The sequence below is a fragment of the Brevibacterium luteolum genome (assembly GCF_013004595.1).
Taxonomy (GTDB): Bacteria; Actinomycetota; Actinomycetes; order Actinomycetales; family Brevibacteriaceae; genus Brevibacterium; species Brevibacterium luteolum.
In genome coordinates this window covers 37,669-62,919 of record NZ_JABEMC010000002.1, presented here as the reverse complement: position 1 = coordinate 62,919, position 25,251 = coordinate 37,669, and the positions used below count along the sequence as shown (strand labels likewise).

The following is a 25,251-nucleotide window of genomic DNA, read 5'->3' as shown; positions in this document are numbered from 1 at the left end:
TATGGACACCATCGCCATCATCGGCGCCGGCCTCGCCGGCACCGAATGCACCCGCAGCTACCGGGACTCCGGCGGCACCGCCGACCTCATCCTCATCGACCCGCGGCCCGAGCGCTGCGAACTGCCGCCGCTGTCGAAGACCCTCTTCGCCCGCGAGCTCAGCCACACCCCGCTGCCCACCCCCGAAGCCACCCTCATGAGCACTGGTGCGACGCACATCGCGCCCGGGCACATCACCCTCGCCGGCGGCAGCGAGCAGCAGCACCGCCGGATCGACGCCAGCCGCATCGTCATCGCCACCGGCCTGCGCGCACGCCGGCCCCAGACCCCACTGCCCGGCGGACCCGTCCACACCATCCGCACCGCCGCCGACGCCGCAGCGATCCGGCAAGCAGCCAAGACGAACACCGACATCGGCATCCTCGGCTCCGGCTACCTCGCCCTCGAAGCCGCCCGCAGCGCCGCCGACGCCGGACACCAGGTCACCGTCTACCTGCGCGGGGACCAGCCGCTGGCCGCAGCCCACCATCCGGCGATCAGCCGAGCGCTCATGGACCGCCACGCCGCCGCCGGCGTGCGGTTCGTCCTCGATGCCGACCCGAGCGACTACGCCGCCCACGCACTGTGGATCGCCGCCATCGGCGCCGCCCCCGTGCTGCCCGAGCTGCCCGCCGACTGGGACCGCGACGGCGCCGGCCGGCTCCGCGTCGACGCCGGCCTGCACGTGTGCGCCGGCGGCACCACCGTCCCGAACGTCTGGGCGATCGGTGATCTTGCCCACCCCGCCACCGGTCCGATGGCAGCCTGGGGTGCCCAGGAATCCGAAGCCGCAGCCGCCTCCCAAGGCGCATGGCTCGGCGCGCAGCTCGCCTCCGCAGAAACCGCAGCAGACCGCGCAGCAGACCGTGCAACCGACGCTGCCTGGACCGACGTGCCGTGGCACTGGAGCTTCCAGGGCCCCGAGCGTGTCTTCGCCGCCGGCCGGGTCACCGGCACCGACACCGCGATCGTCAGCGGAGACGAGCAGTCCGGGCGCTTCCAGGTGCTGCACTTCATCGATGGGGTGCTGTGCGGGGCCGAAACACTCAACCAGCCGCCAGCCCACAACGCGGCCCGGAAGATTCTGGCCCTGCCGCCCGCCAGCCGGCCCACCGCCTCGGACGCGGCCGGCCGAGCGCTCGATCTGCGCGCCTGGGTGCGCCGACTGCGCAGCTAGGAGCCCGGCCTCGTACACTGCTAAGAGCGGGCCTGATTACAATGTGTCTGTTCCGCACTGATCCTGTAACCGACGAAGGGCGTTCTGCGCACCATGAGCATGCCTGAGATGGCGGCGAAGTACTCACTCGACAGAGTTGGTGCCCGCCCGCCGCTGACCCACTACCTGAAAGAGGTGTGGCGGCGGCGCGACTTCATCTTCAGCCTCGCGAAGTTCCGCATCCAAAGCGAGAACGAGCGCAACCGCCTGGGAATGCTGTGGGTGCTGCTGCGGCCGATCTTCTCCGCGCTCATCTACGGCCTCGTCTTCGGCCTCGTGCTCGGGTCCATGCGGCCAGAGGGATTCGTCCCCTACGTCATCATCGGCGTCTTCCTGCTGGAGTTCTTCAACTCTTCGATGAACGGCGGGGCCAAATCGATCATCTCGAACTCAGCGCTCGTGCAGTCCCTGCCGTTCCCGCGCCTCGTCCTGCCGGTCTCGACTGTGCTGCAGAACCTGCTCAACTTCGTGCCGACCCTGGCACTCATGATCATCCTGACGATGCTGTGGGGTGCCAGGCCGGAGTTCACCTGGTTCCTGCTCATCCCCCTCGTGCTCATCTTCTGGATCTTCAACCAGGGCGTGGCCCTCATCTTCGCCCGTCTGACCGTCCATCTGCGCGACCTCAGCCAGCTCGTGCCCTACATCTCCCGCATGATCTTCTACACCTCCGGTGTCTTCTTCGACCCGGCGACGGTCCTCGACAAGTACCCGACTGTCGCTGCGGTCTATGACTGGCATCCGCTCTACGAGGTGCTCGCCATCGCCCGCGGCATCCTGCTGCCGGAGTACGAGATCCCCGTCGACTTCTGGTGGAAGCACGCCATCTGGGCCGTTGTCATCCTGTGCATCGGCGTCGTCTTCTTCTGGAAAGCTGAGGAGCGATATGGCCGAGACGATTGAGCACCGCACCCCTGACGGCAGCCGTCCTGAAGACGGCCAGCCCGTCGTCATCGTCGACGACCTCTACGTCGACTTCAAGACCCTGGCCACCGGCAAGCGCCTGACCCCCGGCTCAGCCAAGGGCCTGCTGCAGCGCGGCCGTGAGCTGCGCACCGTCCACGCCCTCAAGGGCGTATCCTTCACCGCCTACGCCAACGAGTCGATCGGGATCATCGGCACCAACGGTTCGGGCAAGTCGACGCTCATGCGCACCATCACCGGACTCACCCCGCCCACCAAGGGAGCCGTCTACGCGAAGTCACGGCCGAACCTCCTCGGCGTCGGTGCCGCGCTCATGAGCGACCTGTCCGGTTCGCGGAACATCATCCTCGGCGGCCTCGCGATGGGCATGACGCGGGCGGAGATCGAGTCGAAGTACGACGAGATCGTCGAATTCACCGGTCTCGGAGACTTCATCGACATGCCGATGCGCACCTACTCCTCCGGTATGTCTGCGCGCCTGAAGTTCGGCATCGCCACCGCCAAAGAGCATGAGATCCTCATCGTCGACGAAGCCCTGTCCGTCGGTGACCGCGACTTCCAGAAGCGCTCCGAGGCCCGGATCCGCGGCATCCGCGAAAAGGCCGGCACCGTCTTCCTCGTGTCCCACTCGATGCGCTCGATCCGCGACACCTGCAACCGCACCATCTGGATCGAGAAGGGCGAGCTGCTCGCCGACGGGGACACCGACGCCGTCGTGAAGGAGTACGAGCAGCACAAGTGAGAGCAGACCTCGCCCCCGCGTCACTGCCAGCCCTGCCGGCCGAGCCGGGCGTGTCCTTCATCATGCCGGTCCTCAACGAAGCCGAGCACTTGGCCGCAGCCGTCGACACGATCCTCGCCCAGGACTACGCCGGCCCCAAGGAGATCGTGCTCGCCCTCGGCCCCTCGACTGACGACACGACGGGAATCGCCGAACGCCTCGCCGCCGCTGACGAGCGAATCCGCCTCGTCCACAACCCCGCTGGCGACACCCCGACGAGCCTCAACCTCGCCGTCGCGGCCACCAGCCACCCGGTCATCATCCGCGTCGACGCCCACTCCGAGCTCACCGCCGACTACACCGCCACCGGCATCGCCGTGCTGCGCGAAACCGGCGCCGCCAACTGCGGCGGGCTCATGGTCGCCCGCGGCCGCACAGCCCTGCAGAAGGCCGTCGCCCGCGCCTACATGTCCCGCATCGGCCTCGGCGGCCCTGCCTACCACGCGGGCGACGAAGCCCAGGACGCCGAATCCGCCTACCTCGGCATCTACCGCCGCGAAGTCTTCGACCGCCTCGGCGGCTTCGACACCACCCTGCGCCGCGGCCAGGACTGGGAGCTCAACCTGCGCATCCGCGAAGCCGGCGGCCGCGTCCGCTTCGACCCGCGCCTGCAGGTGACCTACTGGCCGCGCGCCGAATACCGCAAAGTCGTCCAGCAGTTCTACGCCACCGGCACGTGGCGCGCCGAGATCGTCCGCCGCTACGGCGCGAAGAACTCCCCGCGCTACTTCGCACCCCCGCTGGTCGTCCTCGGAACCGCGGCGGCCGCCGTCTGTGCCGTCGCCGAGGCGTCGGGCACTATGCGCCGCGCCCCGGCACCTGTGCGTGTGCTCGGGCGGGCGACCTTCGCGCCTGTGGCCGCCTATGCGGCAGGGATCCTCGCCGTTTCCGCCAGCGCCCGGGACTGCGCGCCCGGTGAGCGGGCGTGGTTCGCTGCGATCGTGCCGACGATGCACCTGAGCTGGGGTGCTGGATTCCTGCGCGGCACTGTCACCGGAGCGAAGCACACCGTCGATCGGAGTCGCGCATGACGAAGACCCCCGAAGGCTGGACGCCGGTGCCCGAACAGCCCGAGCGCAAGAACTCGCCGATGGTGTTCATCGCACTCGGCATCGCCGTCATCGCCGTGCTCGGCCTCGTGACCTTCAACATGCTCAGCCCCGCGAAGTCCCTGACCGTCGCGAGTCTCAACAGCCCTGTCGTCGCCGCCGTTCAGGGCGGTTCGGCGCTCTACCCGGCCAACTCGAAGGAGGCGCTGGCCGAGGACGTGAAGTTCGGGTACCTGCCGGCCGTCGACCTCGCCCGCACCGCCGACGGCACCCTCGTCCTCGCCGACCCCGAAGCTGAGCCGAAGGCTCTCGGGCTTGAGAAGCCGGTCATCGAGACCGACGACGCGACCTTCGCCGAGGCGGCGATCGCCCCCGCCACGGACTCCGAGCGCACCGGCACGACACTGACATGGGCGCAGGCCCTCGAAGACTTCGGCAACGCGACCGTGCTCATGCCCGCCGTCGACGCCGACACCATCGGCGAGGTCATCACCACCGCCGAAGACGCCGGTCGCACCGACGGGATCATCGTCCGCAGCGACGATCCTGCTGTTCTCAAGCAGGCTGGCGATGCCGGGCTCACTGCGTTGTTCGATGGGGAGGCGGAGAGCCCGGATGCCGTTGATGCGCCGATGGCCGCGGTGTCGGCTGATGCTGAGAACCTCGATGAGTGGTTCGGCAGCGACGTGCAGACGTGGGTCACCGGAGTGGCCACCGAGAAGCAGCTCGGCGAACTCGCCTCGGCCGGAGCCTACGGAGCGCTTGCCGACAACCCGTTCACCATCCAGCCCTCAGCCGTGAAGACCGACTGAAGCGACCAGACCAGGAGACGTGATGAACCAGCCGCTCGGAAATCCCTCGCACATCGGCAACCTGTCCGCCGACCAGATCGGCCCGCAGCCGACCTTCCTTCCCGCAGACCACCCCGACGCCGAAGCACGCGAGCGGATGGCAGCCGGCGAAGAAGCCACCGATGTCGTCACCGACCTGCCTGCCAGCTGCCTCGCCTGGGCCGTGCTCGCCGATGAGGCCTACGACGAAGGCCGGACCGTCGACTCGTACGCCTACGCCCGCGTCGGCTACCACCGCGGTCTCGACGCCCTGCGCCAGGCCGGCTGGCGCGGTGCCGGACCGATCCCGTACTCCCATGAGATGAACCGCGGGTTCCTCCGCTCCCTCTACGCCCTCGGCCGGGCCGCAGCGACCATCGGCGAAGGTGAGGAAGCTCAGCGCATCGAGCGGTTCCTGCGCGAATCCGACCCCGCCGCCCGCGAGCAGATCGCCCAGGAGTCCGACTCCGCCACCAGCTGACCGGCTGTGCTGTATGCCTGAACGTCGGCGCACCGGCACGGTGGCCGGGGCGCTCAGCGGTGCGTGAAGCGGGGCGCCAGATACCGGGGCCGCACGAGGCCGCGAGCGCCGGGTCGGCGCCGAAGGTGCCGCGAGGGAGCGGCTGCAGCACTGTCGGCATGGAGCGAAACTCTGGGAGCGAGTCCCGTGATGCGGAGCCGGAGACTTCCAGATGGTGCCTCGCACTGATGGGAGTCTCTGCTAGGCAGCTGTGGTTGAGCGCGGTGCAGTTCTCTGACCAGGCACAATGAACAACTTTTGTTAAAACCTTTGAACTAGGATGTTTTATGGTTTACGGTAGTTGCGTGCATCACAGTCGATGCACGTGACGCGAACCGAAGGTGGAACCATGCGTGCGGATGCTTCAACGACGAACACGCCAACCCAACACGATGCCGACGCTGCTCACCTTGCGTCACTGGGCTACTCATACGACAAACAGTTCAAGCGCGAGATGAGCTTTTTCGGCAATGTTTCGCTCGGCTTCACCTATCTCTCACCGGTTGTCGGCGTGTACTCCCTATTCGCCGTCTCTCTGGCATCAGCAGGGCCTCCGATGCTCTGGTCGCTGCTCATCGTCGCCGTAGGCCAGATGATGGTCGCACTCGTCTTCGGCGAGGTCGTCTCCAACTTCCCAGTGTCAGGCGGCGTCTACCCGTGGTCGCGGCGACTCTGGGGTCGCCGCTGGGCATGGATGAATGGATGGGTCTACCTCATCTCGCTCCTCGTGACCATCGCCTCGGTCGCCTACGGCTCGGGAATGTACCTCGGTGCTCTGTTCGGCTTCGAGCCCGGTCCGTCGACCACCATCACCTGTGCACTCGGAATGATCGCCATTGCCACCCTGCTGAACTTCGGCGGGACCAAGGTCGTGAGCCTGGCAGCGAGCATCGGTCTCATAGCTGAGCTCGGCGGGGCCCTGATCGTCGGGGGCGGCTTGATTGTGTTCGCCCGCCATAACGACTTGGGTGTCCTGTTCAACGGATTCGGTTCGGCTGACAACTTCGGCGGGAACTACTTCGCTGCCTTCGCTGCTGCCGGTCTCATCGGTGTCTATCAGTACTACGGCTTCGAGGCATGCGGCGATGTGGCCGAGGAGGTTCCCAATCCCGGCAGGCAGATCCCCAAGGCCATGCGCATGACGATCTACGTCGGTGGAGCTGCCGCAACGTTCGTCTGCCTGTCCCTCATTCTCGCCACACCTGATATCGCCGCAGTCGTGCGCGGTGATGTGGCAGATCCCGTAGGAGCCGCACTCCTGAGTGCGTTCGGGCCGATCGGCTACCGCATCGTTCTTCTCGTGGTCCTCATTTCGTTCGCCTCCTGCGTCCTCAGCCTGCAGGCCGCAGCAAGCCGGCTGGGATACTCCCTTGCTCGTGACCACATGCTGCCGCTCAGCGGCCTCCTCGGACGATTCTCCGATCGACTGCACGTGCCTCCGTTCGCGCTGCTCGTTGCAGGCCTCGTTCCGGCCGGCATCATTCTTGGGTCGCGGGTATCGACGAACGCTCTGACCGCCATCATCTCCTTCGCCTCTCTCGGGATCTACCTCGGATTCCAGATGGTGGTGATAGCGGCCCTCCGCGCGCGTCTGAAGGGGTGGAAGCCAGCCGGTGCGTTCACTCTCGGCAAGTGGGGACTTCCCGCCAACCTTCTGGCGCTCGGCTGGGGCGCAACAGGGATCATCAACATGGTCTGGCCGCGCACCCCGGGCGCTCCGTGGTACGAGAACTATCTTGTCCTCATCTCCGGTGTCGTCGTCGTGACAGCGGGTCTGATCTACATGCTGGCGGCGAAACCCTATCTGAAGAGCGATACTCCGCACGGAGATGCTCATGTCGATCCAATGCAGAAGACACCTACCGCGCTGGCTTCCGACGGCGCAGTCCGAAAGGAGAAAGCACAATGACGACCGCTCTCACGCACGATCCCCCGTACCTCGACCTGGCAGAGCCGACCTTCGCCATGCATTCGGAGCAGCTGCGCGACGCTCGGGAGCAGAGCTGGTACGCCCAGACGAACTATGGCATCGCGGTACTGCGCTACGACGAGGTCTCCAAGCTGCTCAAGAGTCCGAACCTCATCCAGGGGAGTGCGAAGTGGCCTGACCTCAATGGGGTCCACGGTGGAGCCTTCCATGACTGGTGGTCCAAGACTCTGCTCGTTCTTGAAGGGGAGGACCATCACCGGATCCGCAGGCTGCTGAACCCTGCATTCTCACCCAGGCTGATCAAACGGCTTGTACCCAGGTTCCAGGCGATGGCCAACGAACTCATCGATGACTTCATCGAACGCGGGCACTGCGAATTCGTATCCGACTTCGCTGAGCCCTATGCCACTCGCGTGCTGACGATCATGCTGGGGATCCCGGAATCCGAGTGGCCGCGCATCGCGAAGCTCGCATCGACCCTCGGGCTCGCTCTCGGCGTGACCATCAACCGGGACATCGATCAGGTCGAGGATGCACTGGGCAAGCTCTACGAATACGCAGAAGAGCTCATTGCAGATCGACAGGCCAACCCAGGAGATGACTTCGTCACTCGCCTCGTTGAGGCCAACCGCGGAGGGGACCGACTGACGGACGAAGAACTGCGCAACGCGCTGGTGCTGCTCATCTTCGGCGGCATGGACACCACTCGCAATCAGCTCGGACTCGCCATCCAGACCTTCGTCCGCAATCCCGAGCAGTGGGAGCTGCTCGCTGCCGATCCGTCACTCGGCGGAAAGGCAGTCGAGGAGGTCATGCGCACCAATCCGACAACCACGTGGGTCACGCGTGAAGCGAAGACCGACTTCGAGTTCCAGGGGCTGACCATCGAGCAGGGGACGACCGTTCACCTCTTCACCTACAGCGCCGGCACAGATCCGCGGGCCTTCCCGAACCCGGAGATCGACCTGCAGGCGGAGCACAAGCCTCACTACGCCTTCGGTGGCGGCATGCATCATTGCCTCGGTCACTTCGTCGCACGAGCCGACATGTCCGAAGCGCTGCCTCTGCTCGCCAGTCGGATGAAGAACCTGCGAATCAACGGCGCTGACGAATGGCTGCCGGACTCGGGGAACACCGGTCCGGTTCGACTGCCCATCAGGTTCGAGAAGCGCTGATCAACAGAGAGAAGGAGAATAACTATGAAGGTCAATGTCGACCGCACCCTGTGCGAGAACCACGGACAGTGCACCATCGCCGCCCCGGATGTCTTCCGGCTCGACGATGACGGAGTGCTGCAGTACACCGAGGAATTCAGCGAGGATCAGCTCGACGAGGTGGAGGAAGCCATCGATGTCTGCCCAGTCCAGGCGATCTTCCTGGAATCCGATGGAGACTGACATGGCGCCCATCGTCGTGGTCGGAGCATCTCTCGGCGGGCTGCGCGCAGTCGAGCGGCTGCGCGCAGGAGGATGGGATCAGCGGATCATCGTCATCGGTGCAGAACCGCACATGCCGTACAACCGGCCTCCGCTGTCGAAGGATCTCCTGACGGCGGAGCCGTCCGATCGTGAGGTGCTTGATGAGAAGCTCGCTTTCCGGCTGAAGAAGTCGGTCCACGATGTCGAATGGATCCTCGGCACCCGCGTTGTGAGCGCAGACCTGGACGGTCAGAGCATCACTCTCTCCGATGGTGAGGAGATCTCCTACAGCGGGCTCGTCATCGCAACGGGCCTGCGTCCCAGGCGACTCGAGATGGCAGAGGGTGCTGTCGGTCTGCATGTCATTCGCACGCGCGAGGACTCGATGGGGCTGTATGAAGACCTGCACCGAGAGCCCCGGCCGCACGTCACTGTGATCGGAGCCGGATTCATCGGCTGCGAGGCGGCCGCATCTGCCACTCAGCTGGGCTGCTCCGTCACTGTGATCGAGGGGTCGACAGGCCCCTTCGAAAGGGTTGTCGGTCCTCGCCTGGCGGCTGCCTTCCGCAATGTGCTCGAGAGCAGAGGGGTGACGTTCATCGGTGGAGAGCGGGTCACTGCGCTTGAGTGCGAAGAACGCGCCGGATCGCAGCGGGTGGCCGCCGCGGTGCTCTCGAGCGGGAGAACTGTGCCCACCGACGTGATCATCCAGGCGATCGGTTCTGCCCCCAACGTCGAGTGGCTGCAGGGCAATGGGCTCGATCTCTCCGATGGTGTGCACTGTGACGAATCTCTTCGCGTCCGCGGCGTGCGAAACGTGGTCGCAGTCGGGGATATCGCCCGCTTCCCTGACCCGAAGTACGACATTCCGGACCGGCGTGTCGAGCACTGGTCCACACCAACAGATACGGCGAAGGTCGCCGCCCGATCTCTGCTGGCAGATCTGGCGGTCTGCGATGAGTCCGCACCGGCCCATGTGCCGCCATCGTTCTGGTCGGATCTCTTCGAGATCCGGATACAGGGCTATGGACTCATCCGCGCAGATCTTGACACTGAGTTTCTGGAAGGACAGATCGATGCCGTTGCGGATGGATCGGCAGTTGCCTATCAGCGCGACGGCCGCACTGTCGGCGTCCTCACTGTCGGCCTTCCGCCCCAGCGGCAGCTGTTCTACCGGCGTCAGCTTGAAGACGCAGACGCACTACTTCTGACAACGAAATGAGATGACCTATTATGACTGTCCTGACACGCAACGTAGAACCGTTCGGCCCGTCAGCGCCCGCCGCGATGATGAACGAGCAGTTCGTTCGCCGCTCCTTCGATCTGACTGACAACTCAGCACTGGATCGGCATGCCGAAGCGAACTCGGATCCGGCCGTGCTCGCAGAGATCGAGGAGATCATCAGAGCGAACGGCGTGGAGTACATCTACTATCAGCTCCCGACTCTGGGGTCCCGTGTCGTAGCCAAGGTGGTGCCGGCAGTGCACTTCAGAAAGACATTCCGCTCGGGTGTGTTTCAGCACCGCACCTCGATGACTGATCTGCAGACCACCCGAACAGGAGCCTTGATCGGCGGCGGAGTCGGAGCACAGGAATTCGTCGCTCTGCCGGACCCTGAGACCTTCACGGTGCTGCCGTGGGACACCTCCGTTGCGCGAGTCTTCTGCAGTGCGTATGAACCCAATCATCTCCCTGGTGTCGGCGGCCGCCCCCTCGCGACGGACAGCCGAGCCGCCATGCGGAGAGTGCACGCCGAATTCGAAGACCATACGGGGTTCCATGTCCGCTCCGGCTGTGAGCCCGAGATGTCGTGGGAAGGCGCGGGGCTCGAAGTCATCAAGAAGGACGGCGCCTCACCTGCTTATCAGGTTGAGAACCTGGAGATCATGCGTCCCGTCTACCAGAAGCTCATCCGCTACGGGCAGGCAATGGGCCTTGACATGATTCAGGGAGACTACGAGGACGACGGGCAGCTGGAGCTCAACTGGAACTACGACCGCATCGAGCTGACGGCTGACAGACTCGTCACCTACCGACAGATCTGTCGCCAGGTGGGGCGGGAGCTCGGCATCACCGCCAGCTTCATGCCGAAGCCGTATGTGGGACAGATGGGCAACGGCTGCCATCACAACCTGAGCGTCTGGGAGAACGACGACAACCTGCTCATCGAACGCGGAAACCGTGAGCTGCACATCAGCCCGATCGGCAAGCAGCTCATGGGCGGAATCATCGAGAATGCCGCCGACATGATGGGCGTCATGGCCTCGACGGTGAACTCTTACAAGCGCTTCTGGGATGTCGGGCAGTTCGCCCCTGACGTTGTCAACTGGGGGCTGGACGATCGGAGCTGCCTGGTGAGGATCTCCTCGATCGGACGGATGGAATACCGAGTCCCGGACTCCGCAGTCAACCCCTATCTGTCCCATGCCCTCATCGTCGGCGCCTACCGAGCTGGTCTGGACGGCGAACTCGATCCTGGCGAACCTGTTGACCAGGCAGCGGACCGGGAGGCAGCATCCGGAACGCGCGTTCCGACGACGTTGGGTGATGCCATCAGCCTGTTCGACCGCAGCGGCTTCGTCCGTTCCGTCCTGCCCGACCTGCTGGTGGATCACTATGCCGAACTGAAGTGCGACGAATGGGCGCGCTTCTGCGGGGCGATCACTGACTGGGAGCGCGATCAGTACTGGGAGACGGTGCCATGACGCCGCTTCGCCTGGCCTGCATCGACTCCGATGCTCCGCCGCTGTTCGGACCGCGACAGTCGGATGGGACACGGCACGGTTACGAACCTGATGTCGCACAGTTGGTCGGACGCGCTCTCGGCCGGCAGGTCGAGTGGCAGTGCATGCCATGGGATGAGATGATCCCCGCCGTCAGGCGCGGCGATTCGGATGCCGTGCTGTGTGGTCAGGGGATCTCACCGGAGCGGCAGGCGCTTCTGAGCTACTCGGTGCCATATGCCGTCTTCAACGAGACGGTGCTCGTGCGGGCAGGCGATCCGGCTCGCAGCGCGCAGGACCTGACCGGTTACCGCATCGCGGCCATAGCAGACAGCGTGAACGAGAAGCTCGCCCGGACTTTCAGCGGCACCGAGCTGTGTCGGTTCGGTGCGAGCGCTGACGTCTTCGGCGATATGCTCACGGCTCTGAAGGAAGGCGATGTCGATGCAGTCGTCGACGATGACGTCGTCACCGTTCCACTCGGTGCCGACCCCAGCTTCGATGTCGCCTTCACAGTGCAGACGCGCAATCCGTGGGGAATCGGCGTGGCGCACGAGCATGCAGATCTGCTGAACGACATCAACGACGCGCTGCGGATCGCGCAGGCCGACGGATCGCTGCAGGCCGCCTGGACGACATGGATGCCCGACCTTCCCTACCCCTTCGACGAGGAGCGATGATGCACAGACCGATCATCGGAGTGACGGGAATGGTCTCCTCCACCGTGAATGGACTCCGCTATGCAGGCACTGCCGCCGCTGCAGCCGTGCTCGACGCCGTGCTCCGAGCTGGGGGCGAACCGCGCATCCTCTACCCGGGCGGAGATCCTTCCAGCGAATCGCATTGGGCCGGCCTCGACGGTCTGATCATTCCGGGAGGCTCGGATATCAATCCGCGACTCTACGGTCAGGAACCCGGCGACGACCTCACTCTGACAGATGCTGACTTCCAGGACTCCTACGACCTGGAGATCGTCCGCGAGGCCATGCGACGGGACATCCCGACGCTGGCGATCTGCCGCGGAATGCAGCTGGTCAACGTCGCATGCGGCGGAGACCTCATCCAACACCTCGCCACCGGCCTGGACCATGTCGGCACCGTGCACCAGGTGTCGATAGAGCGGGGCAGCATCCTGCACACCGCTCTCGGCAGCCAGCAGGTCGATGTCTCGTCCTACCACCATCAGGCAATCGGACGCTTGGGCACGGGCGTGGTAGCGACGGCCTATGCCCCGGATGGAACGATCGAAGCGCTGCAGACTCAGGCGCCGCGGCTGCTTGCAGTCCAGTGGCACCCCGAGGACCGTGCCCACAGCGACCCCGTCGACCAAGGTCTGTTCGACTGGTTGGTCGCCCAGTGCCGCGCCGACCTGCAGCGAAAGGACGGAAGCCACCGGGCTGTCACCCTTGCCGATGTCATGCCCGCAGGACCCCAACCCGATCCGGACGCGCCGCTCATCGCTGTCGTCGTCCCTCTGAGCTTCCCAGGGTTCACCGCGGAGATGTTCGAACTGGTCCAGCGATTCACTGCGAGCACACTTGCGGCCCTGAATGAGGCAGGAGCCAGGATCTCGATCATCGACCCGAACGATCCGCAGACCCGCTCTCTCGACTCCATCACACGGGCTGATGCGGTGCTCTATCTGGGTGGCGGGGATGTGGATCCGACGGTGTACGGCGGCAGCCTCGGGACTGTCCAGGGTTCCTACGGCATCGATCGGGATGCCGACGTCTTCAGCATCCTCGGCATCACCGACACCCTGCAGCGGGGAGCTCCGCTGCTGGCTGTCTGCCGTGGATCGCAGCTGCTGAATGTGGCTCTCGGTGGAACTCTGATCCCTGATCTGGTGCCAGGGCACCTGCACCGCGGCGAACCAGGTGAGCCGATGTTCCTCGATGAGGACGTCCGCCTAGAGAATGGCTCGGTCATCCACAGGATCCTCGGACGATGCGGCGTCACGGTGCGGTCAGGGCATCACCAGGCCGTCGACAGGCTGGGTGATGGACTGCGGGCAGTCGGCTTCGCGCAGGATGGCGTCGTCGAAGCGACTGAGCTGGAGGCCGATCAGTGGGTTCTCGGTCTGCAGTGGCATCCTGAGGACCCTGACGGGAACCATGACGATTTCGCGGCGATCATCAGGGAGTTCGTCTCGCAGGCTGCTGCGTTCCAAGACTCTGGTCACCCCGCACCGCGCGTCGAAGAACACATAGACGTCTGACGAGCGGACGGTGATCAGTCGGTCAGAACGACGAGGTCGAGGTGTCGGTCGAAGACCGGGACTCCGTACACGCGCGCATCGGTCGGCACCGTGATCATGCGCTCGCCCACCAGATACTCCGCGGAGGTCCCGACTATCACACGGGAGTCGCTGTTGCGCAGAACTGCCGGCGCGCCCAGGCTCCGCAGGATCGGAAGCATATGCAGATCGAGGTCGCGGCATCGATAGTCGGCACCGGAGACACCGATGCGTTCCGAATCCACAGTGAGAGGAAGGGTGAGCGTGATGATGTACTCATCGAGACCGAGGAAGTCGACGAACGGTCCGTGGATATTGCGTCGGCCGTGCGCCGTCGGCAGAACGAAGTACTCGCGGAGCTCATAGTCGTAGTAGGACGTTGTGTTCGGCAGCAGGTTGAAGTTCACCTTCGCGATCGTGCCGTCGGATCGCTCCCACCACTCCAGGAGACGGTCTGCGCCTGCAACTGATGCAGGCGCAAACAGAGCACCTGCCGCAGCGACGGTCTCGGATCGCAGAATGAACTCCGGGTAGAGAGTCGCGAGTTCCCGGAGGTCGGCAAGGTGCGGGCGGTGGCCGCGCGCCCGGGCCGCGATCTCAGCCGCAACGACATCTGTCAGTTCGGCAAGAGCGGCAAACTCAGCGCTGAACCAGTCGGAGAAGCGCTCAGCAACGCCCGTCGGTGTCATGCCACCTCCGGAAGCAGCGAGAGCTTGAACTCCACGATGGTCCTCAGAGCAGCGCGGATATGCACGGCAACAGCGTCACCGGCACGGCCGGAACGTCCCTGGGCCACCGCATCGATGATGGCGGCGTGATCCCGTGCCTCACGTGCCGCGTCGACGGTGCCTGAGCACCACAGAAGCTCAGCGAACTCGCTCTGCAGACGCAGCTGCGCCTGCGTCAGACGCGATGACTGGCTCATGGCCGTGAGTTCGACATGGAAGCGACTGTCGGCCATCGCCTGAGCGGTGGGCTCAGCGGTGTCGGCGAACACAGCAGCAAGCCTCCGCAGCTTGTCGATGTCGTCCTCGTATGCGCGCTCGGCGGCGAGATCGGCTGAAGCGCGGGCAATGGCCGTGAGCTCATCGGAGAGGTCACGCAGCTCTGCCATCGACATCGCTGCCAGGTCCTTCTTCACCTCGTCGATGCGGAACCCCGGGATTCCGACGATGAAGGTGCCGCCGCTACGTCCACGACGCGTTGTGACAATGCCCTCCGAGCGCAGTGCCGCGAGTGCTTCGCGCACTGCTCCCGCCGCCACGCCGAACGCGTTCGCCATTTCACTCTCGCTCGGCAGGCGGTCGCCGGTGGACAGGAACCCGAGCTGCACAGCACGGCGGATACGGCGCCGCACGGCCGTCGCACGCTCAGTATCCGGGACAGGGTTGAAGAGGAGCTTGCTGGAGGCAGGAACAGTCGAACTGCCCATCGCCTTCCCCCATCCTCACTCGAATAGTCATCCTCTATTCAGACGTTCCGATGATATCAATTGCCGGAACGCAGGCGCCGGCTCAACAGGCGACGGCCCGAACCGCCGTCCGAGCCCCTGCGTAGAATGGTCGGGTAAGGCCCCGGTGTGCTGCTGTGCGCCGCGGCGGCCCGATCAGCAAGGGAGACCTGCCACATGCCAGCACTCGTTGTCGTCGGCGCCCAGTGGGGCGACGAAGGAAAAGGCAAGACCACCGACATCCTCGGCACCCGCGTCGACTATGTCGTCAAGCCCAACGGCGGCAACAACGCCGGCCACACCGTCGTCGTCGGCGGGGAGAAGTACGAGCTCAAGCTGCTGCCTGCCGGCATCCTCTCACCGAACGTCACCCCGGTGATCGGCAACGGCGTCGTCGTCAATCTCGAAGCTCTGTTCGAGGAGATCGAGATGCTCGAATCCCGCGGAGCCGACACCTCGGCGCTGCGGATCTCCGCCAACGCCCACGTCGTCGCCCCCTACCACCAGACGATGGATAAGGTCACCGAGCGGTTCCTCGGCAAGCGCGCCATCGGCACCACCGGCCGCGGCATCGGCCCGGCCTATGCCGACAAGGTCTCGCGCATCGGCATCCGCATCCAGGACCTGTTCGACGAATCGATCCTCAGGCAGAAGGTCGAAGGCGCGTTGCGGCAGAAGAACGAACTGCTGCTCAAGGTCTACAATCGCCGCGCCGTCGAGGTCGAGGAGACCGTCGAGTACTTCCTGCAGCACGCCGAACGGCTGCGGCCGATGGTGTGCGACACCTCGCTGCTGCTTAACGAGGCGCTTGATGCCGGTGAGGTCGTCGTGATGGAGGGCGGCCAGGCGACAATGCTCGACGTCGACCACGGCACCTACCCGTTCGTGACCTCATCGAATCCAAGCGCCGGCGGCGCGGTCGTTGGTGCGGGCATCGGGCCGACCCGCATCACCCGTGTCATCGGCATCGTCAAGGCCTACACCACCCGCGTGGGCGCCGGGCCGTTCCCAACCGAGCTGTTCGACGAGATGGGCGTGCGCCTGCAGAAGACCGGCGGCGAATACGGCGTCAACACCGGCCGGCCGCGCCGCTGCGGCTGGTACGACGCGGTCATCGCCCGCTACGCTGCCCGCGTCAACGGCTTCACCGACTACGTGCTCACCAAACTCGACGTGCTCACCGGCATCGAGGAGATCCCGGTGTGCGTGGCCTACGAGATCGACGGGGTGCGCCACGACGAGATGCCGGCAAGCCAGTCCGACTTCCACCACGCCACGCCGATCTTCGAGACCTTCCCCGGCTGGGACGAGGACATCACGGTGGCCCGCAGCTTCGAAGAGCTGCCCGAGAACGCGCAGAACTACGTGCACGCCCTCGAGCGGCTCTCCGGCTGCCGGATCTCCGTCATCGGCGTCGGACCCGACCGTGAGCAGTCGATCGTCCGCCACGAACTGCTCGACTGATCACAGGCGGGAGCCGGCGATCTCGGCACCCCGTGCCAGGGCCTCGAGCTTGGCGACTGCAATCTCCGGGTGCACTCGGCCGCCGAGCCCGCAGTCCGTTGAGGCGACGACGTTCTCCGGGCCGACGAGCCGGGCGAAGCGCTCGATCCGGTCGGCGACCAGCTCAGGGTGCTCGACGACGTTCGTGGCATGGGAGACGATGCCGGGAATGATGTACTTGCCGTCCGGCAGCTTCGTGTCCTCCCAGATCCGCCACTCATGCTCATGGCGGACATTGGCGGCTTCGAAGGTGATCCCAGCAGCATCGATCGAAAGCACCAGGTCGACGATCTCAGCGAACGGCAGATCGGTGACATGCGGACCATGCCATGAACCCCAACATGTGTGGAAGCGGACCTGCTGCGGGTCGATGCCGCGCAGCGCATAGTTGAGCGCCTCGACGCGGATCTGCGTGAATGCCCGATAGTCCTCATAGCTGGGCTCCGGGTTGATCTGGTCGAAGTTCTCCGCGATCGACGGGTCATCGATCTGCACGATGAGGCCGGCCTCGGTGATCGCGAGGTACTCCTCGCGCAGCACATCGGCGAACGCCCAGATGAGCTCCTCCTCCGTCTCATAGTGCTCATTGGCGATCCGGGAGGCCGAGCCGGGAGAGATCGAGTTGAGGAACCCGCGCGAGATCTCATAGCCGGCCTGTTCGAGGCCGGCGGTGACATTGCGGATATCGCGAGCGACCTGCTCGTGGCCGGTGTAGCTGATCGGGCCGGTGACCTTCGGGAAGTCCGGCTGCTCACCGGTATCAGCGCCACCGGCGGGATCCGCGTAGACACCGGGGAAGAGCTGCCGGTCACGCCGGTCCCCGAAGCTCGTCAGCCGCACCTGACCCGGCTCGGAACGCACCGCCGGCTGCTCCCACAGCCCGTGTTCGGACAGTGACAGGCCCCCGGTGCGGGCGAACGAATAATGCCACCACGCCCCGTAGTCGAAGTCGGCGGCCATCGCATGACCGTACTCGCCGTCGTTGGGTTCGGTGATGCCCAGGTCGCGCTGCCGGGCCACGATGTCGACGACACTCTCCGTCAGCAGCTCGTCGAACGCCTCGGCGTTGGTGTTCTCAGCGCGTCGGGCTCGATTGGCGGCGATGAGCGCCTCGGTGCGGGGCAGAGAACCGGCGTGGCTCGTGCGGATCGTAGTCATTGAAGCTCCTTTCAGACAGTGTGGTCTCTCAGAGTCGAACACACGCGCAGCGTGTCGTATGCGCCGAACGTCATATGGCGACGCATGTGCCGCGCTGTCCGGCCCGAACGGGCGTTCTGAGTCAAATGTCCGTAACGAATGAGCCTTCAAGGCCGTCTGTCTGCAAAGGTGTCAGGCCCCTGTGAGATAGTTAACAGGTCATGCTCACCTGGGATAGGTTGAGCTCGTTGAGCGGCCGCGCACAGAGGGGTGTGCGGCCCTCTCGCAGAGGAGGAGAACATGCGGATCAAGCGCATGGCCGTGGGCTTCACGGCAGCATCGGCGGCACTGGCACTGGCAGCCTGCGGAGGCGGCAGCGGCGGCGGCGAAGGAGGAGAGGGCGGCAACGGCCAGGAGTCCTACTCAGTCGGCATCACCCAGATCGTCCAGCACCCAGCGCTTGACGCCGCAGCAGAGGGCTTCAAGAAGGGCATGGAGGACGCCGGCGTCGACGTCGAGTACGACGAGCAGAACGCCCAGGGCGACCAGTCCAACGCAACGTCGATCGCCCAGAATTTCGCTTCCCAGGACCTCGACCTCGTACTGGCGATCGCCACCCCGACCGCACAGGCCGCAGCCCAGGCGATCTCGGATAAGCCCATCGTCTTCACCGCGGTCACCGACCCGGTCGAAGCGCAGCTCGTCGACAGCCTGGAGAAGCCCGGCGGCAACGTCACCGGGACCACCGACCTCAACCCGGTCGCCGAGCAGCTCGAACTCGTCAAGAATATCAACCCGGACGCCAAGAGCGTCGGCATCGTCTACAGCTCCGGCGAGGTCAACTCCGAGGTCCAGGTCAAGATGGCCAAGGAAGCCGCCGAGGAGCAGGGCCTCGAGATCAAGGAAGCCACCGTCTCGAACTCCGGTGAGGTCTCGCAGGCCGCCGACTCCCTCGGCGACGTCGACGCCTACTACGTCCCGACCGACAACACCGTCGTCTCGGCGATCTCGACGATGGTCCAGGCCGCGGAGAAGAACGAAGCACTGCTCATCGGCTCCGAGGCCGGCCAGGTCGAGGAGGGCGCGGCAGCGACCTACGGCATCGACTACGAGGCACTCGGCAAGCAGACCGCCGACATGGCGCTCAAGATCCTCAAGGACGGCGAGGATCCGGCCGACATGGCCGTCGAGCAGCAGTCGGAGTACCAGCTGGTCATCAACCCCGAAGCCGCCAAGCGGATGGGCGTTGAGATGGACCAGGAATTCATCGACTCTGCTGACACTGTCGTCGAATGATCATGCCCCTGCACTGACAGGCGCGTAGGCTGACAGTGCGGGCTGCAGCGGACGGTGCTTCCCCTTTGGACACTCCCGTTCGCTGCAGTCCGCCTCACAACTCGGAGAATCTCACCACACTATGATCGGCGCACTCGAACTCGGCATCATCTACGGCGTCATGGCGCTCGGGGTGTACCTGACGTTCAAAGTCCTCAACTTCCCCGACCTCACCGTCGACGGCAGCTTCACCACCGGAGCCGCCACCGCAGCGGCCCTCATCATCGCCGGGGTCAACCCGATCGTCGCCACCGTCGCAGCCGGCGGGGCCGGCGTGCTCGCCGGCATCATCACCGGCTTACTGCACACGAAGGGCGGGATCGACGGGCTGCTCGCCGGCATCCTCACGATGATCGCCTTGTGGTCGGTCAACCTCAGGATCATGGGCAAGGCGAACCTGCCGCTTTTGAGAGAGACGACGATCATGACGCCGCTCAAAGAGGAGCGGATCATGGGCACATGGATGTCGGTGGCGGCGTTCCTGCTCGCCGTGCTCGTGCTCAAGTTCGTCGTCGACTGGTTCCTCACCACGAACCTCGGCCTGGCGATCCAGGCGACCGGCAACAACAAGGAGATGATCCGCTCCCTCGGCGTCAACACCGACAACACGACGATCCTCACACTCGCCCTGTCCAACGGGCTCGTCGCCGCCTGCGGTGCGATCATCGCCCAGTACCAGGGCTTCGCCGACATCGCGATGGGTGTCGGCCTCATCCTCGTCGGACTCGCCTCGGTCATCGTCGGCCAGGCGCTGCTGGGTTCGCGCACCATCGTCATCGCCAGCTTCGCAGCGGTCCTCGGCTCGGTCATCTACCGGCTCATCATCTTCTACGCGATGCGCTACGGCCTCAACCCCAACGACATGAAGGCCGTCACCGCGATCCTCGTCGTCGCAGCCCTGCTGCTGCCGCGCTGGGGCCTGCTCAAGAAGATCCCCTCCCTGCGCGGGCGAGGCAACCGCGCGCCCGGCCAGCTGGCGCCGGAGACACAGCCGGCACCGGTCAAGACACCCGCCACCGCAGCAGAGGGGAGCTGAGCATGCTGAGCATTGAGAACATCTCCAAGACCTTCTTCCCCGGCACCGTCAACGAACGCGGGGCCCTGCAGAACCTCTCCCTGTATCTCGACGAAGGCGATTTCGTCACCGTCATCGGCTCCAACGGCGCCGGCAAGTCGACGCTGCTCAACACGATCTCCGGGCGGCTGCCCGTCGATGCCGGGACGATCACCATCGACAACGTCAAGGTCAACCGGATGAAGGAATACTCCCGCGCCCGCTACGTCGGCCGGGTGTTCCAGGACCCGATGGCCGGCACCGCACCCGACCTCACCATCGAGCAGAACCTGTCCCTGGCCCTCAACCGCGGGCGCCGGCGCGGGCTCGGACGGGGTCTGACGAAGGCCCGCCGGGAGGCCTTCGCCGACGAGCTCACCAGCCTCGACCTCGGGCTCGAACGCCGGCTCAAGGCGAAGGTCGGGCTGCTGTCGGGCGGTCAGCGGCAGGCGCTGTCACTGCTGATGGCCGGTTTCACCGAACCGCGCATCCTGCTGCTTGATGAGCACACCGCCGCCCTCGACCCCTCGCGTGCGGAGCTGGTGACCAAGCTGACCGAGCGGATCGTCGCCCAGGGCAACCTCACCACCCTCATGGTCACCCACAACATGGAGCAGGCGCTCGCCCTGGGCAACCGGATCATCATGATGCACGAAGGCGACATCATCTACGAAGCCGACGCCGCCACCAAGGAGAAGCTGACGGTCAAGGACCTGCTCGGCGAATTCGCCAAGGTCAAGGGCGCCCAGCTCGACGACCGCGCGCTGCTGACCTGAGTCAGGGCCGCTCCCAGTCTTCGATCGGGCCGGGCCCGAGGCGGAACAGCGGATGGGTGCCGATCGTCGCGGTCGCGAAGCGCTCGGCCTCAGCAGGGGAGCGGACACAGAGTTTGGCAGCGAGATGCTGCGCCTCGAAGTCGAGCTGTCCGGTCGTGACCGGCAGCTGGGCGTGGCCGGAGCCATCGTGGATCTTCGTGCGGTCGAACCGGTAGCCGCGGGCATCGGCCTCCTCGGCTAAGCCGGACAGGTACGCGCCGATCGCAGCCAGCGGGCCGTCGGCTGCGCGGAAGCGGATCAGCTGCGGGTGGCTGCGGTAGCCGGTGGTCAGGCCTGCGAGCACCTTCTGCGCCAGCAGCGCCTCACGCCAGCAGGCGATGAGGCCCTGCCGGTCGAGGTGCGCCGGATGCAGCGACCACAGCCGCATCAGGACCGCGGGGTGAACGTGCGCATCCACGGCCACCACGTCGCCCGGCCCAGATCGTAGAACAGGCCGGGGACGAGCAGTGAGCGCACGACGATCGCATCGAGCAGCACACCGAAGGCGACGATGAACGCCAGCTGGACAAGGAACATGATCGGCAGCACCGCAAGGGCTGCGAACGTTGCGGCGAGCACGATGCCCGCTGAGGTGATGACCCCGCCGGTGGTGACGAGTCCGCGCACCACCCCGGCGCGGGTGTCACGGGCAGCCATCGACTCCTCACGGACCCGGGACATGAGGAAGATGTTGTAGTCGATGCCAAGGGCGACGAGGAACACGAACGCGAACAGCGGCACCGTCGGATCCGCGCCCGGGAAGTCGAGGACATGGTTGAACACGAGCGCGGAGACGCCCATCGCGGTGCCGAAGCTCAGCACCGTGGTGAACATCAGCAGCAGCGGGGCCAGCAGCGAACGCAGCAGCAGCACGAGCACGATCGTGACGACGATGAGGATGAGCGGCATCGCCAGCGCCCGGTCGTGCTTGGCCGCCTCATTCGAGTCGAGGGCCACCGCCGGCTCACCGCCGACAGCCGTGAGCAGTCGGGCGTCGGCCAGCGCCTGGCGCATCTCGACGACGGTGTCCTCAGCCTCCTGGGAGTCCGGCGGATCGGCCAGCGTCGCGTTGATGAGCACATCGCCGTCGGAGACGATCGGCTCACCAGGCGGACCGCCCTGCCGGCCGGCGTCGTCAGCGGCGTCGCCGAGCGGAATGAACCCGGTGGGCGAGTCAGCGGACAGGCCGAGGGCGTCGATCCCGGAGATCGGGTCGAGGGCGTCGACGGCGTCATCGACATCGTCTTCGTCCAGCAGCACATAGGCGGGGCTGCCGGATCCGGACGGGAAGTGCTGACCGAGGGCATCCTGGCCGTCGCGGGCCTCCGAGGCGCCGAGCACGAACTCGCTCTGCGGCACGCCATCGGCCTTGAGCTGGGTGATGCCCAGCAGCGGCACAGCCAGCAGCAGGGCGACAGTGACCCACGTGATGCGCGGGCGTGCGGTGACCGCGGCGGCGATGCGCGACCACAGGCCGTGGTTCTCCTTGGTGCCGCGGCGCTTCCCGCGGCCGGGGATGAACGGCCAGAACACCACCGGGCCGACGGCGAACAGCAGCGCCGGCAGGAACGTCAGCGCAGCAGCCAAGCCCATCGCGATGCCGATCGCCGCGACCGGGCCGAGCGCCTGCGTGGAGGCGAGGTCGGAGACGAGCAGGCACAGCAGGCCGGCGATGACCGTTCCGCCGGAGGCGAGGATCGGTTCGACCGTGCCCTTCCACGCACGCCACACCGTGCGCCTGCGCTCCGTGCCCGGCGCGCAGGCGGCGGCTGTGAGCTCATCACGGAACCGGGCGACGAAGAGCAGGCAGTAGTCCGTTGTCGCACCGACGACGAGGATGAAGAGGATGCCCTGCACCTGCCCGTTGACGGTGATGAACCCGGCGTCGGCGAGCAGATAGACGACGACGATCGATGAGGCGAGGGCGGCGAGCGCGGTCAGCAGCACGAAGACTGGGATGATGGGGGAGCGGTAGACGATGATGAGGATGACGAACACCGCGGAGAAGGTGACGATCAGCAGCATCCCGTCGATGCCGGAGAACGCCTCGGCCAGATCTGCGGAGAACCCGGCCGGGCCGGTGACGAAGACCTCGAGGCCATCGGGAGCGGAGGCGGAGGCGAGCTGACGCAGCTGATCGACTCCTGCCTCGGTGTCGTCCTCGGAGACCGGGACGATGAGCTGGAGGGCTTGGCCGTCAGCGGAGGGGATCGGCGGGGAGACGTCATCGACGGCAGCCGCTTCGGCATCGGAGGCGAAGTCCTCAGCCCAGGACTGGTCATCGGCGTCGAGCCCGTTGTCGCGGGTGGCGATGATGATCGCCGGAGCGCCCTGCCCGGTCCGGAACTCGCCGAGCCGGTCGGTCACCTGAGTCGACTCCGCCGAGGCGGGCAGGAACGTCGACTGGTCGTTGGTGGCGACCTCGGAGATCTTGCCGAAGTACGGGCCGCCCAGACCCGAGAGCGCCAGCCAGCCGCCGATGAGGGCGAGCACGAGCAGCCAGACCCAGCTGCGGCCGCGCACCTTCTGCTCCTGGGGGCGGGAGGCTGTCAGCAGGCGCGGCTGCGGATTCATGAGCTCAGACTAGCAGGGTGACCGGGTGAGAAGGCCGGATATGTCGTGCAAGGAAGCTTGAGGTGTTGATTAATCCGGATCTTCGGACATTCGATGGGGGTCATGGGGTGAGTCCGCCGGTGGTGAGGAGCATCCGGAGCGGGTAGTTGTCGCGGTTGCGGAAGCCTCGTGCGAGGCGGCGGTGGAGCTCGATGATGCCGTTGATCGCCTCGGTGCCGCCATTGTTCGCGCGCCCTGTGCTGAAGTACGCCAAGAACGCCTCACGCCACCGGCGTAGGGTGCGGCCCAGACGGGCGATTTCGGGGATCGGGCAGGTGTGGAACGTCTCGACGACGGTCTCGGCGATGGCCCGCCCGGTGGTCAGGTCCGCTTGCAGGTAGGCATCGCGCAGTTGCTGAGCGCATCGCCAGGCCATTTCCACCTCGACATGCTCTTCCCGGTTGGTGAATGCCGCGTGCAGGCGGGCAAGCTGCTTCTCGGTGAGGTTGTCTCTTCCGGCACGAAGGATGGTCTGGATGCCGTAGAGCGAGTCTCCTTTGCGTCCGCGATGCCCGAGCGTTGACTGCTGGACACGGTGGCGGACTTCATCAACGGCGGCGGTGCCGAGCTTGACCACATGGAATGCGTCGAGGACGGCGACGGCATAGTCGAGCTCATCATCGATGGCGTTCTTGTAACCGGCGAACGGGTCCAGCGCTGCGACCTTCACTCGCCGCCGGAAGGCGGTGCCGCGCTGCCGGAGCCAGGTCGCGTAGGCCTTCCCCGAACGACCCGGCACCAAGTCCAGCAACCTGGCCCGCACCTTGCCGTGCTCGTCACGGGTGAGGTCGACCATCCCGGTCAGTTCCTTCAGACCCTGCCGACGTGGATCGACATGGTGCCAGATGGTGACCCCGTCGAATCGTGAGGAGTCATCAGCCATGCGTTCAAGCTCGGGCTGAACGGCCGGGCAGACGGTCTTCCACGATGTCCCCAGCTGGCGAGCAAGCCCCTGGACGGTCGCGTGCTCGCGACGCAGCTGCCCGATCGCCCACGCGATGGCGCGGCGGGTGATCGACCCGCGAGGCGCGACCAGGTCGGGCAGTTGCTCCACGAACGTATTCTTCGTGCAATCTGGGTCGACGCACCGCCAGACTCGCTGCCGCCACAGCACCCGCACCGGTGTCACACCGGGAACGTCATGGAGCACGCGTGGGCGCCGGCCGCGGCCTGTCGCAATGACCCCGCACGCCGGGCATCCGGTCGGCTGCGACGGCGTCGAGACCGTCACGACCATCCGCTCACCGCCGCGGTGGACCTGTTCAACCTGCACCTCCTTCGGAACAAGGAGCAGATCGCAGCGGGAACACGGGGCAGTGATGGAGCGCGGATCAGCCCACGCCGAAGTATGTTGAAACACGTCGAGGTCCTCGTATCGGATCAGGTGGTCAGCGCTTATGATCCTCGGGGACCTCAATCTCTACCCGCCCGACCTCACTCGGCGCGCCTCACCCCCACCGAATGTCCGAAGAGCCATTAATCCTATGACGAAAGTCCAATAGACCGCGGTGCTGCGCTCGCGCTATGGTGAGGATCACATACCTCTGAGCCTGAAAGTGCATGAAATTGTTAAAGTCCTTCAGTGCAACCGTGGAAACGTCTACGGCTTTCTCCCAGAACGGCTGCCCCTCAGGCGACGCGTAGGCCACAGTGTCGTCCGTAGTCTAATCGCGTAAC

General features: G+C 65.6%; 23 protein-coding genes. 17 read left to right on the top strand and 6 right to left on the bottom strand.

All coding sequences use genetic code 11. The features are described 5' to 3' along the window. Position 1 precedes the first annotated feature (1 nt). From HLA91_RS03810 to HLA91_RS03750, 13 genes are all read left to right on the top strand, one after another. Positions 2–1,216 (top strand): FAD-dependent oxidoreductase, encoded by a 1,215-nt coding sequence (locus tag HLA91_RS03810; RefSeq protein ID WP_170273620.1) that lies wholly within the window; start codon positions 2–4, stop codon positions 1,214–1,216. Positions 1,217–1,309: 93 nt separating this feature from the next. Beyond that, positions 1,310–2,158 (top strand): ABC transporter permease, encoded by an 849-nt coding sequence (locus HLA91_RS03805; RefSeq protein WP_170273619.1) that lies wholly within the window; start codon positions 1,310–1,312, stop codon positions 2,156–2,158. Then, complete coding sequence (locus HLA91_RS03800; protein WP_170273618.1) at positions 2,142–2,921, top strand: ABC transporter ATP-binding protein; 780 nt, start codon at positions 2,142–2,144, stop codon at positions 2,919–2,921. The genes HLA91_RS03805 and HLA91_RS03800 overlap by 17 nt, the downstream gene beginning before the upstream one ends. Positions 2,922–2,983: 62 nt before the next feature. Further along, positions 2,984–3,991 carry a glycosyltransferase family 2 protein gene (locus tag HLA91_RS03795; RefSeq protein WP_170273868.1) on the top strand — a complete coding sequence of 336 codons (1,008 nt, stop codon included), beginning with the start codon at positions 2,984–2,986 and terminating at the stop codon, positions 3,989–3,991. After that, complete coding sequence (locus tag HLA91_RS03790) at positions 3,988–4,821, top strand: hypothetical protein (protein WP_170273617.1); 834 nt, start codon at positions 3,988–3,990, stop codon at positions 4,819–4,821. Before HLA91_RS03795 ends, HLA91_RS03790 begins: the two co-directional genes overlap by 4 nt. Before the next feature lie 22 nt (positions 4,822–4,843). Further along, positions 4,844–5,320, top strand: a complete 477-nt coding sequence (locus HLA91_RS03785) for a DUF3151 domain-containing protein (protein WP_170273616.1) — start codon at positions 4,844–4,846, stop codon at positions 5,318–5,320. Between the two features lie 388 nt (positions 5,321–5,708). After that, positions 5,709–7,268 (top strand): APC family permease, encoded by a 1,560-nt coding sequence (locus HLA91_RS03780; RefSeq protein ID WP_170273615.1) that lies wholly within the window; start codon positions 5,709–5,711, stop codon positions 7,266–7,268. Next, positions 7,265–8,464 carry a cytochrome P450 gene (locus HLA91_RS03775; RefSeq protein WP_170273614.1) on the top strand — a complete coding sequence of 400 codons (1,200 nt, stop codon included), beginning with the start codon at positions 7,265–7,267 and terminating at the stop codon, positions 8,462–8,464. The genes HLA91_RS03780 and HLA91_RS03775 overlap by 4 nt, the downstream gene beginning before the upstream one ends. Before the next feature lie 24 nt (positions 8,465–8,488). Continuing rightward, complete coding sequence (locus HLA91_RS03770; RefSeq protein ID WP_170273613.1) at positions 8,489–8,686, top strand: ferredoxin; 198 nt, start codon at positions 8,489–8,491, stop codon at positions 8,684–8,686. Next, complete coding sequence (locus HLA91_RS03765) at positions 8,640–9,929, top strand: NAD(P)/FAD-dependent oxidoreductase (RefSeq protein ID WP_343898537.1); 1,290 nt, start codon at positions 8,640–8,642, stop codon at positions 9,927–9,929. Before HLA91_RS03770 ends, HLA91_RS03765 begins: the two co-directional genes overlap by 47 nt. Before the next feature lie 11 nt (positions 9,930–9,940). After that, positions 9,941–11,413: a glutamine synthetase family protein gene (locus HLA91_RS03760; RefSeq protein WP_239557087.1), complete on the top strand. Its 1,473-nt coding sequence runs from the start codon at positions 9,941–9,943 to the stop codon at positions 11,411–11,413. Continuing rightward, complete coding sequence (locus tag HLA91_RS03755) at positions 11,410–12,111, top strand: substrate-binding periplasmic protein (RefSeq protein WP_170273611.1); 702 nt, start codon at positions 11,410–11,412, stop codon at positions 12,109–12,111. The genes HLA91_RS03760 and HLA91_RS03755 overlap by 4 nt, the downstream gene beginning before the upstream one ends. Continuing rightward, a complete protein-coding gene (locus HLA91_RS03750; protein WP_170273610.1) occupies positions 12,111–13,649 on the top strand; it encodes a gamma-glutamyl-gamma-aminobutyrate hydrolase family protein in 1,539 nt (512 codons plus the stop codon). Before HLA91_RS03755 ends, HLA91_RS03750 begins: the two co-directional genes overlap by 1 nt. 14 nt (positions 13,650–13,663) lie before the next feature. On the opposite strand, the gene HLA91_RS03745 is transcribed toward HLA91_RS03750, so the two are convergent. Both HLA91_RS03745 and HLA91_RS03740 read right to left on the bottom strand, forming a co-directional pair. Then, on the bottom strand, positions 13,664–14,356 hold the full coding sequence (locus HLA91_RS03745) for a PDC sensor domain-containing protein (RefSeq protein WP_170273609.1): 693 nt from the start codon (positions 14,354–14,356) through the stop codon (positions 13,664–13,666). Continuing rightward, positions 14,353–15,024, bottom strand: a complete 672-nt coding sequence (locus tag HLA91_RS03740; protein ID WP_170273608.1) for a GntR family transcriptional regulator — start codon at positions 15,022–15,024, stop codon at positions 14,353–14,355. The genes HLA91_RS03745 and HLA91_RS03740 overlap by 4 nt, the downstream gene beginning before the upstream one ends. Positions 15,025–15,294: 270 nt before the next feature. On the opposite strand from HLA91_RS03740, the gene HLA91_RS03735 reads away from it, so the two are divergent. Next, positions 15,295–16,581 (top strand): adenylosuccinate synthase, encoded by a 1,287-nt coding sequence (locus HLA91_RS03735; protein ID WP_170273607.1) that lies wholly within the window; start codon positions 15,295–15,297, stop codon positions 16,579–16,581. On the opposite strand, the gene HLA91_RS03730 is transcribed toward HLA91_RS03735, so the two are convergent. After that, positions 16,582–17,778 carry a cobalamin-independent methionine synthase II family protein gene (locus HLA91_RS03730; protein WP_170273606.1) on the bottom strand — a complete coding sequence of 399 codons (1,197 nt, stop codon included), beginning with the start codon at positions 17,776–17,778 and terminating at the stop codon, positions 16,582–16,584. Positions 17,779–18,057: 279 nt separating this feature from the next. Here HLA91_RS03730 and HLA91_RS03725 point away from each other — a divergent pair, with 279 nt between their 5' ends. From HLA91_RS03725 to HLA91_RS03715, 3 genes are all read left to right on the top strand, one after another. After that, positions 18,058–19,053 carry an ABC transporter substrate-binding protein gene (locus tag HLA91_RS03725; RefSeq protein ID WP_170273605.1) on the top strand — a complete coding sequence of 332 codons (996 nt, stop codon included), beginning with the start codon at positions 18,058–18,060 and terminating at the stop codon, positions 19,051–19,053. Between the two features lie 121 nt (positions 19,054–19,174). Continuing rightward, positions 19,175–20,128 carry an ABC transporter permease gene (locus tag HLA91_RS03720; RefSeq protein ID WP_170273604.1) on the top strand — a complete coding sequence of 318 codons (954 nt, stop codon included), beginning with the start codon at positions 19,175–19,177 and terminating at the stop codon, positions 20,126–20,128. Between the two features lie 2 nt (positions 20,129–20,130). Further along, positions 20,131–20,922 carry an ABC transporter ATP-binding protein gene (locus tag HLA91_RS03715; protein WP_170273603.1) on the top strand — a complete coding sequence of 264 codons (792 nt, stop codon included), beginning with the start codon at positions 20,131–20,133 and terminating at the stop codon, positions 20,920–20,922. Position 20,923: 1 nt separating this feature from the next. Here the strand turns inward: HLA91_RS03715 and HLA91_RS03710 are convergent, their stop codons facing one another. The 3 genes from HLA91_RS03710 to HLA91_RS03700 all read right to left on the bottom strand — a co-directional run bounded on the left by HLA91_RS03710 (position 20,924) and on the right by HLA91_RS03700 (position 24,934). Next, entirely contained in the window at positions 20,924–21,349 is a 426-nt protein-coding gene (locus HLA91_RS03710; RefSeq protein WP_170273602.1) for a pyrimidine dimer DNA glycosylase/endonuclease V, read from the bottom strand. After that, entirely contained in the window at positions 21,349–23,535 is a 2,187-nt protein-coding gene (locus HLA91_RS03705; protein ID WP_170273601.1) for an MMPL family transporter, read from the bottom strand. The genes HLA91_RS03710 and HLA91_RS03705 overlap by 1 nt, the downstream gene beginning before the upstream one ends. 100 nt (positions 23,536–23,635) lie before the next feature. Continuing rightward, complete coding sequence (locus HLA91_RS03700; RefSeq protein WP_420867898.1) at positions 23,636–24,934, bottom strand: ISL3 family transposase; 1,299 nt, start codon at positions 24,932–24,934, stop codon at positions 23,636–23,638. Between the last annotated feature and the right edge of the window lie 317 nt (positions 24,935–25,251).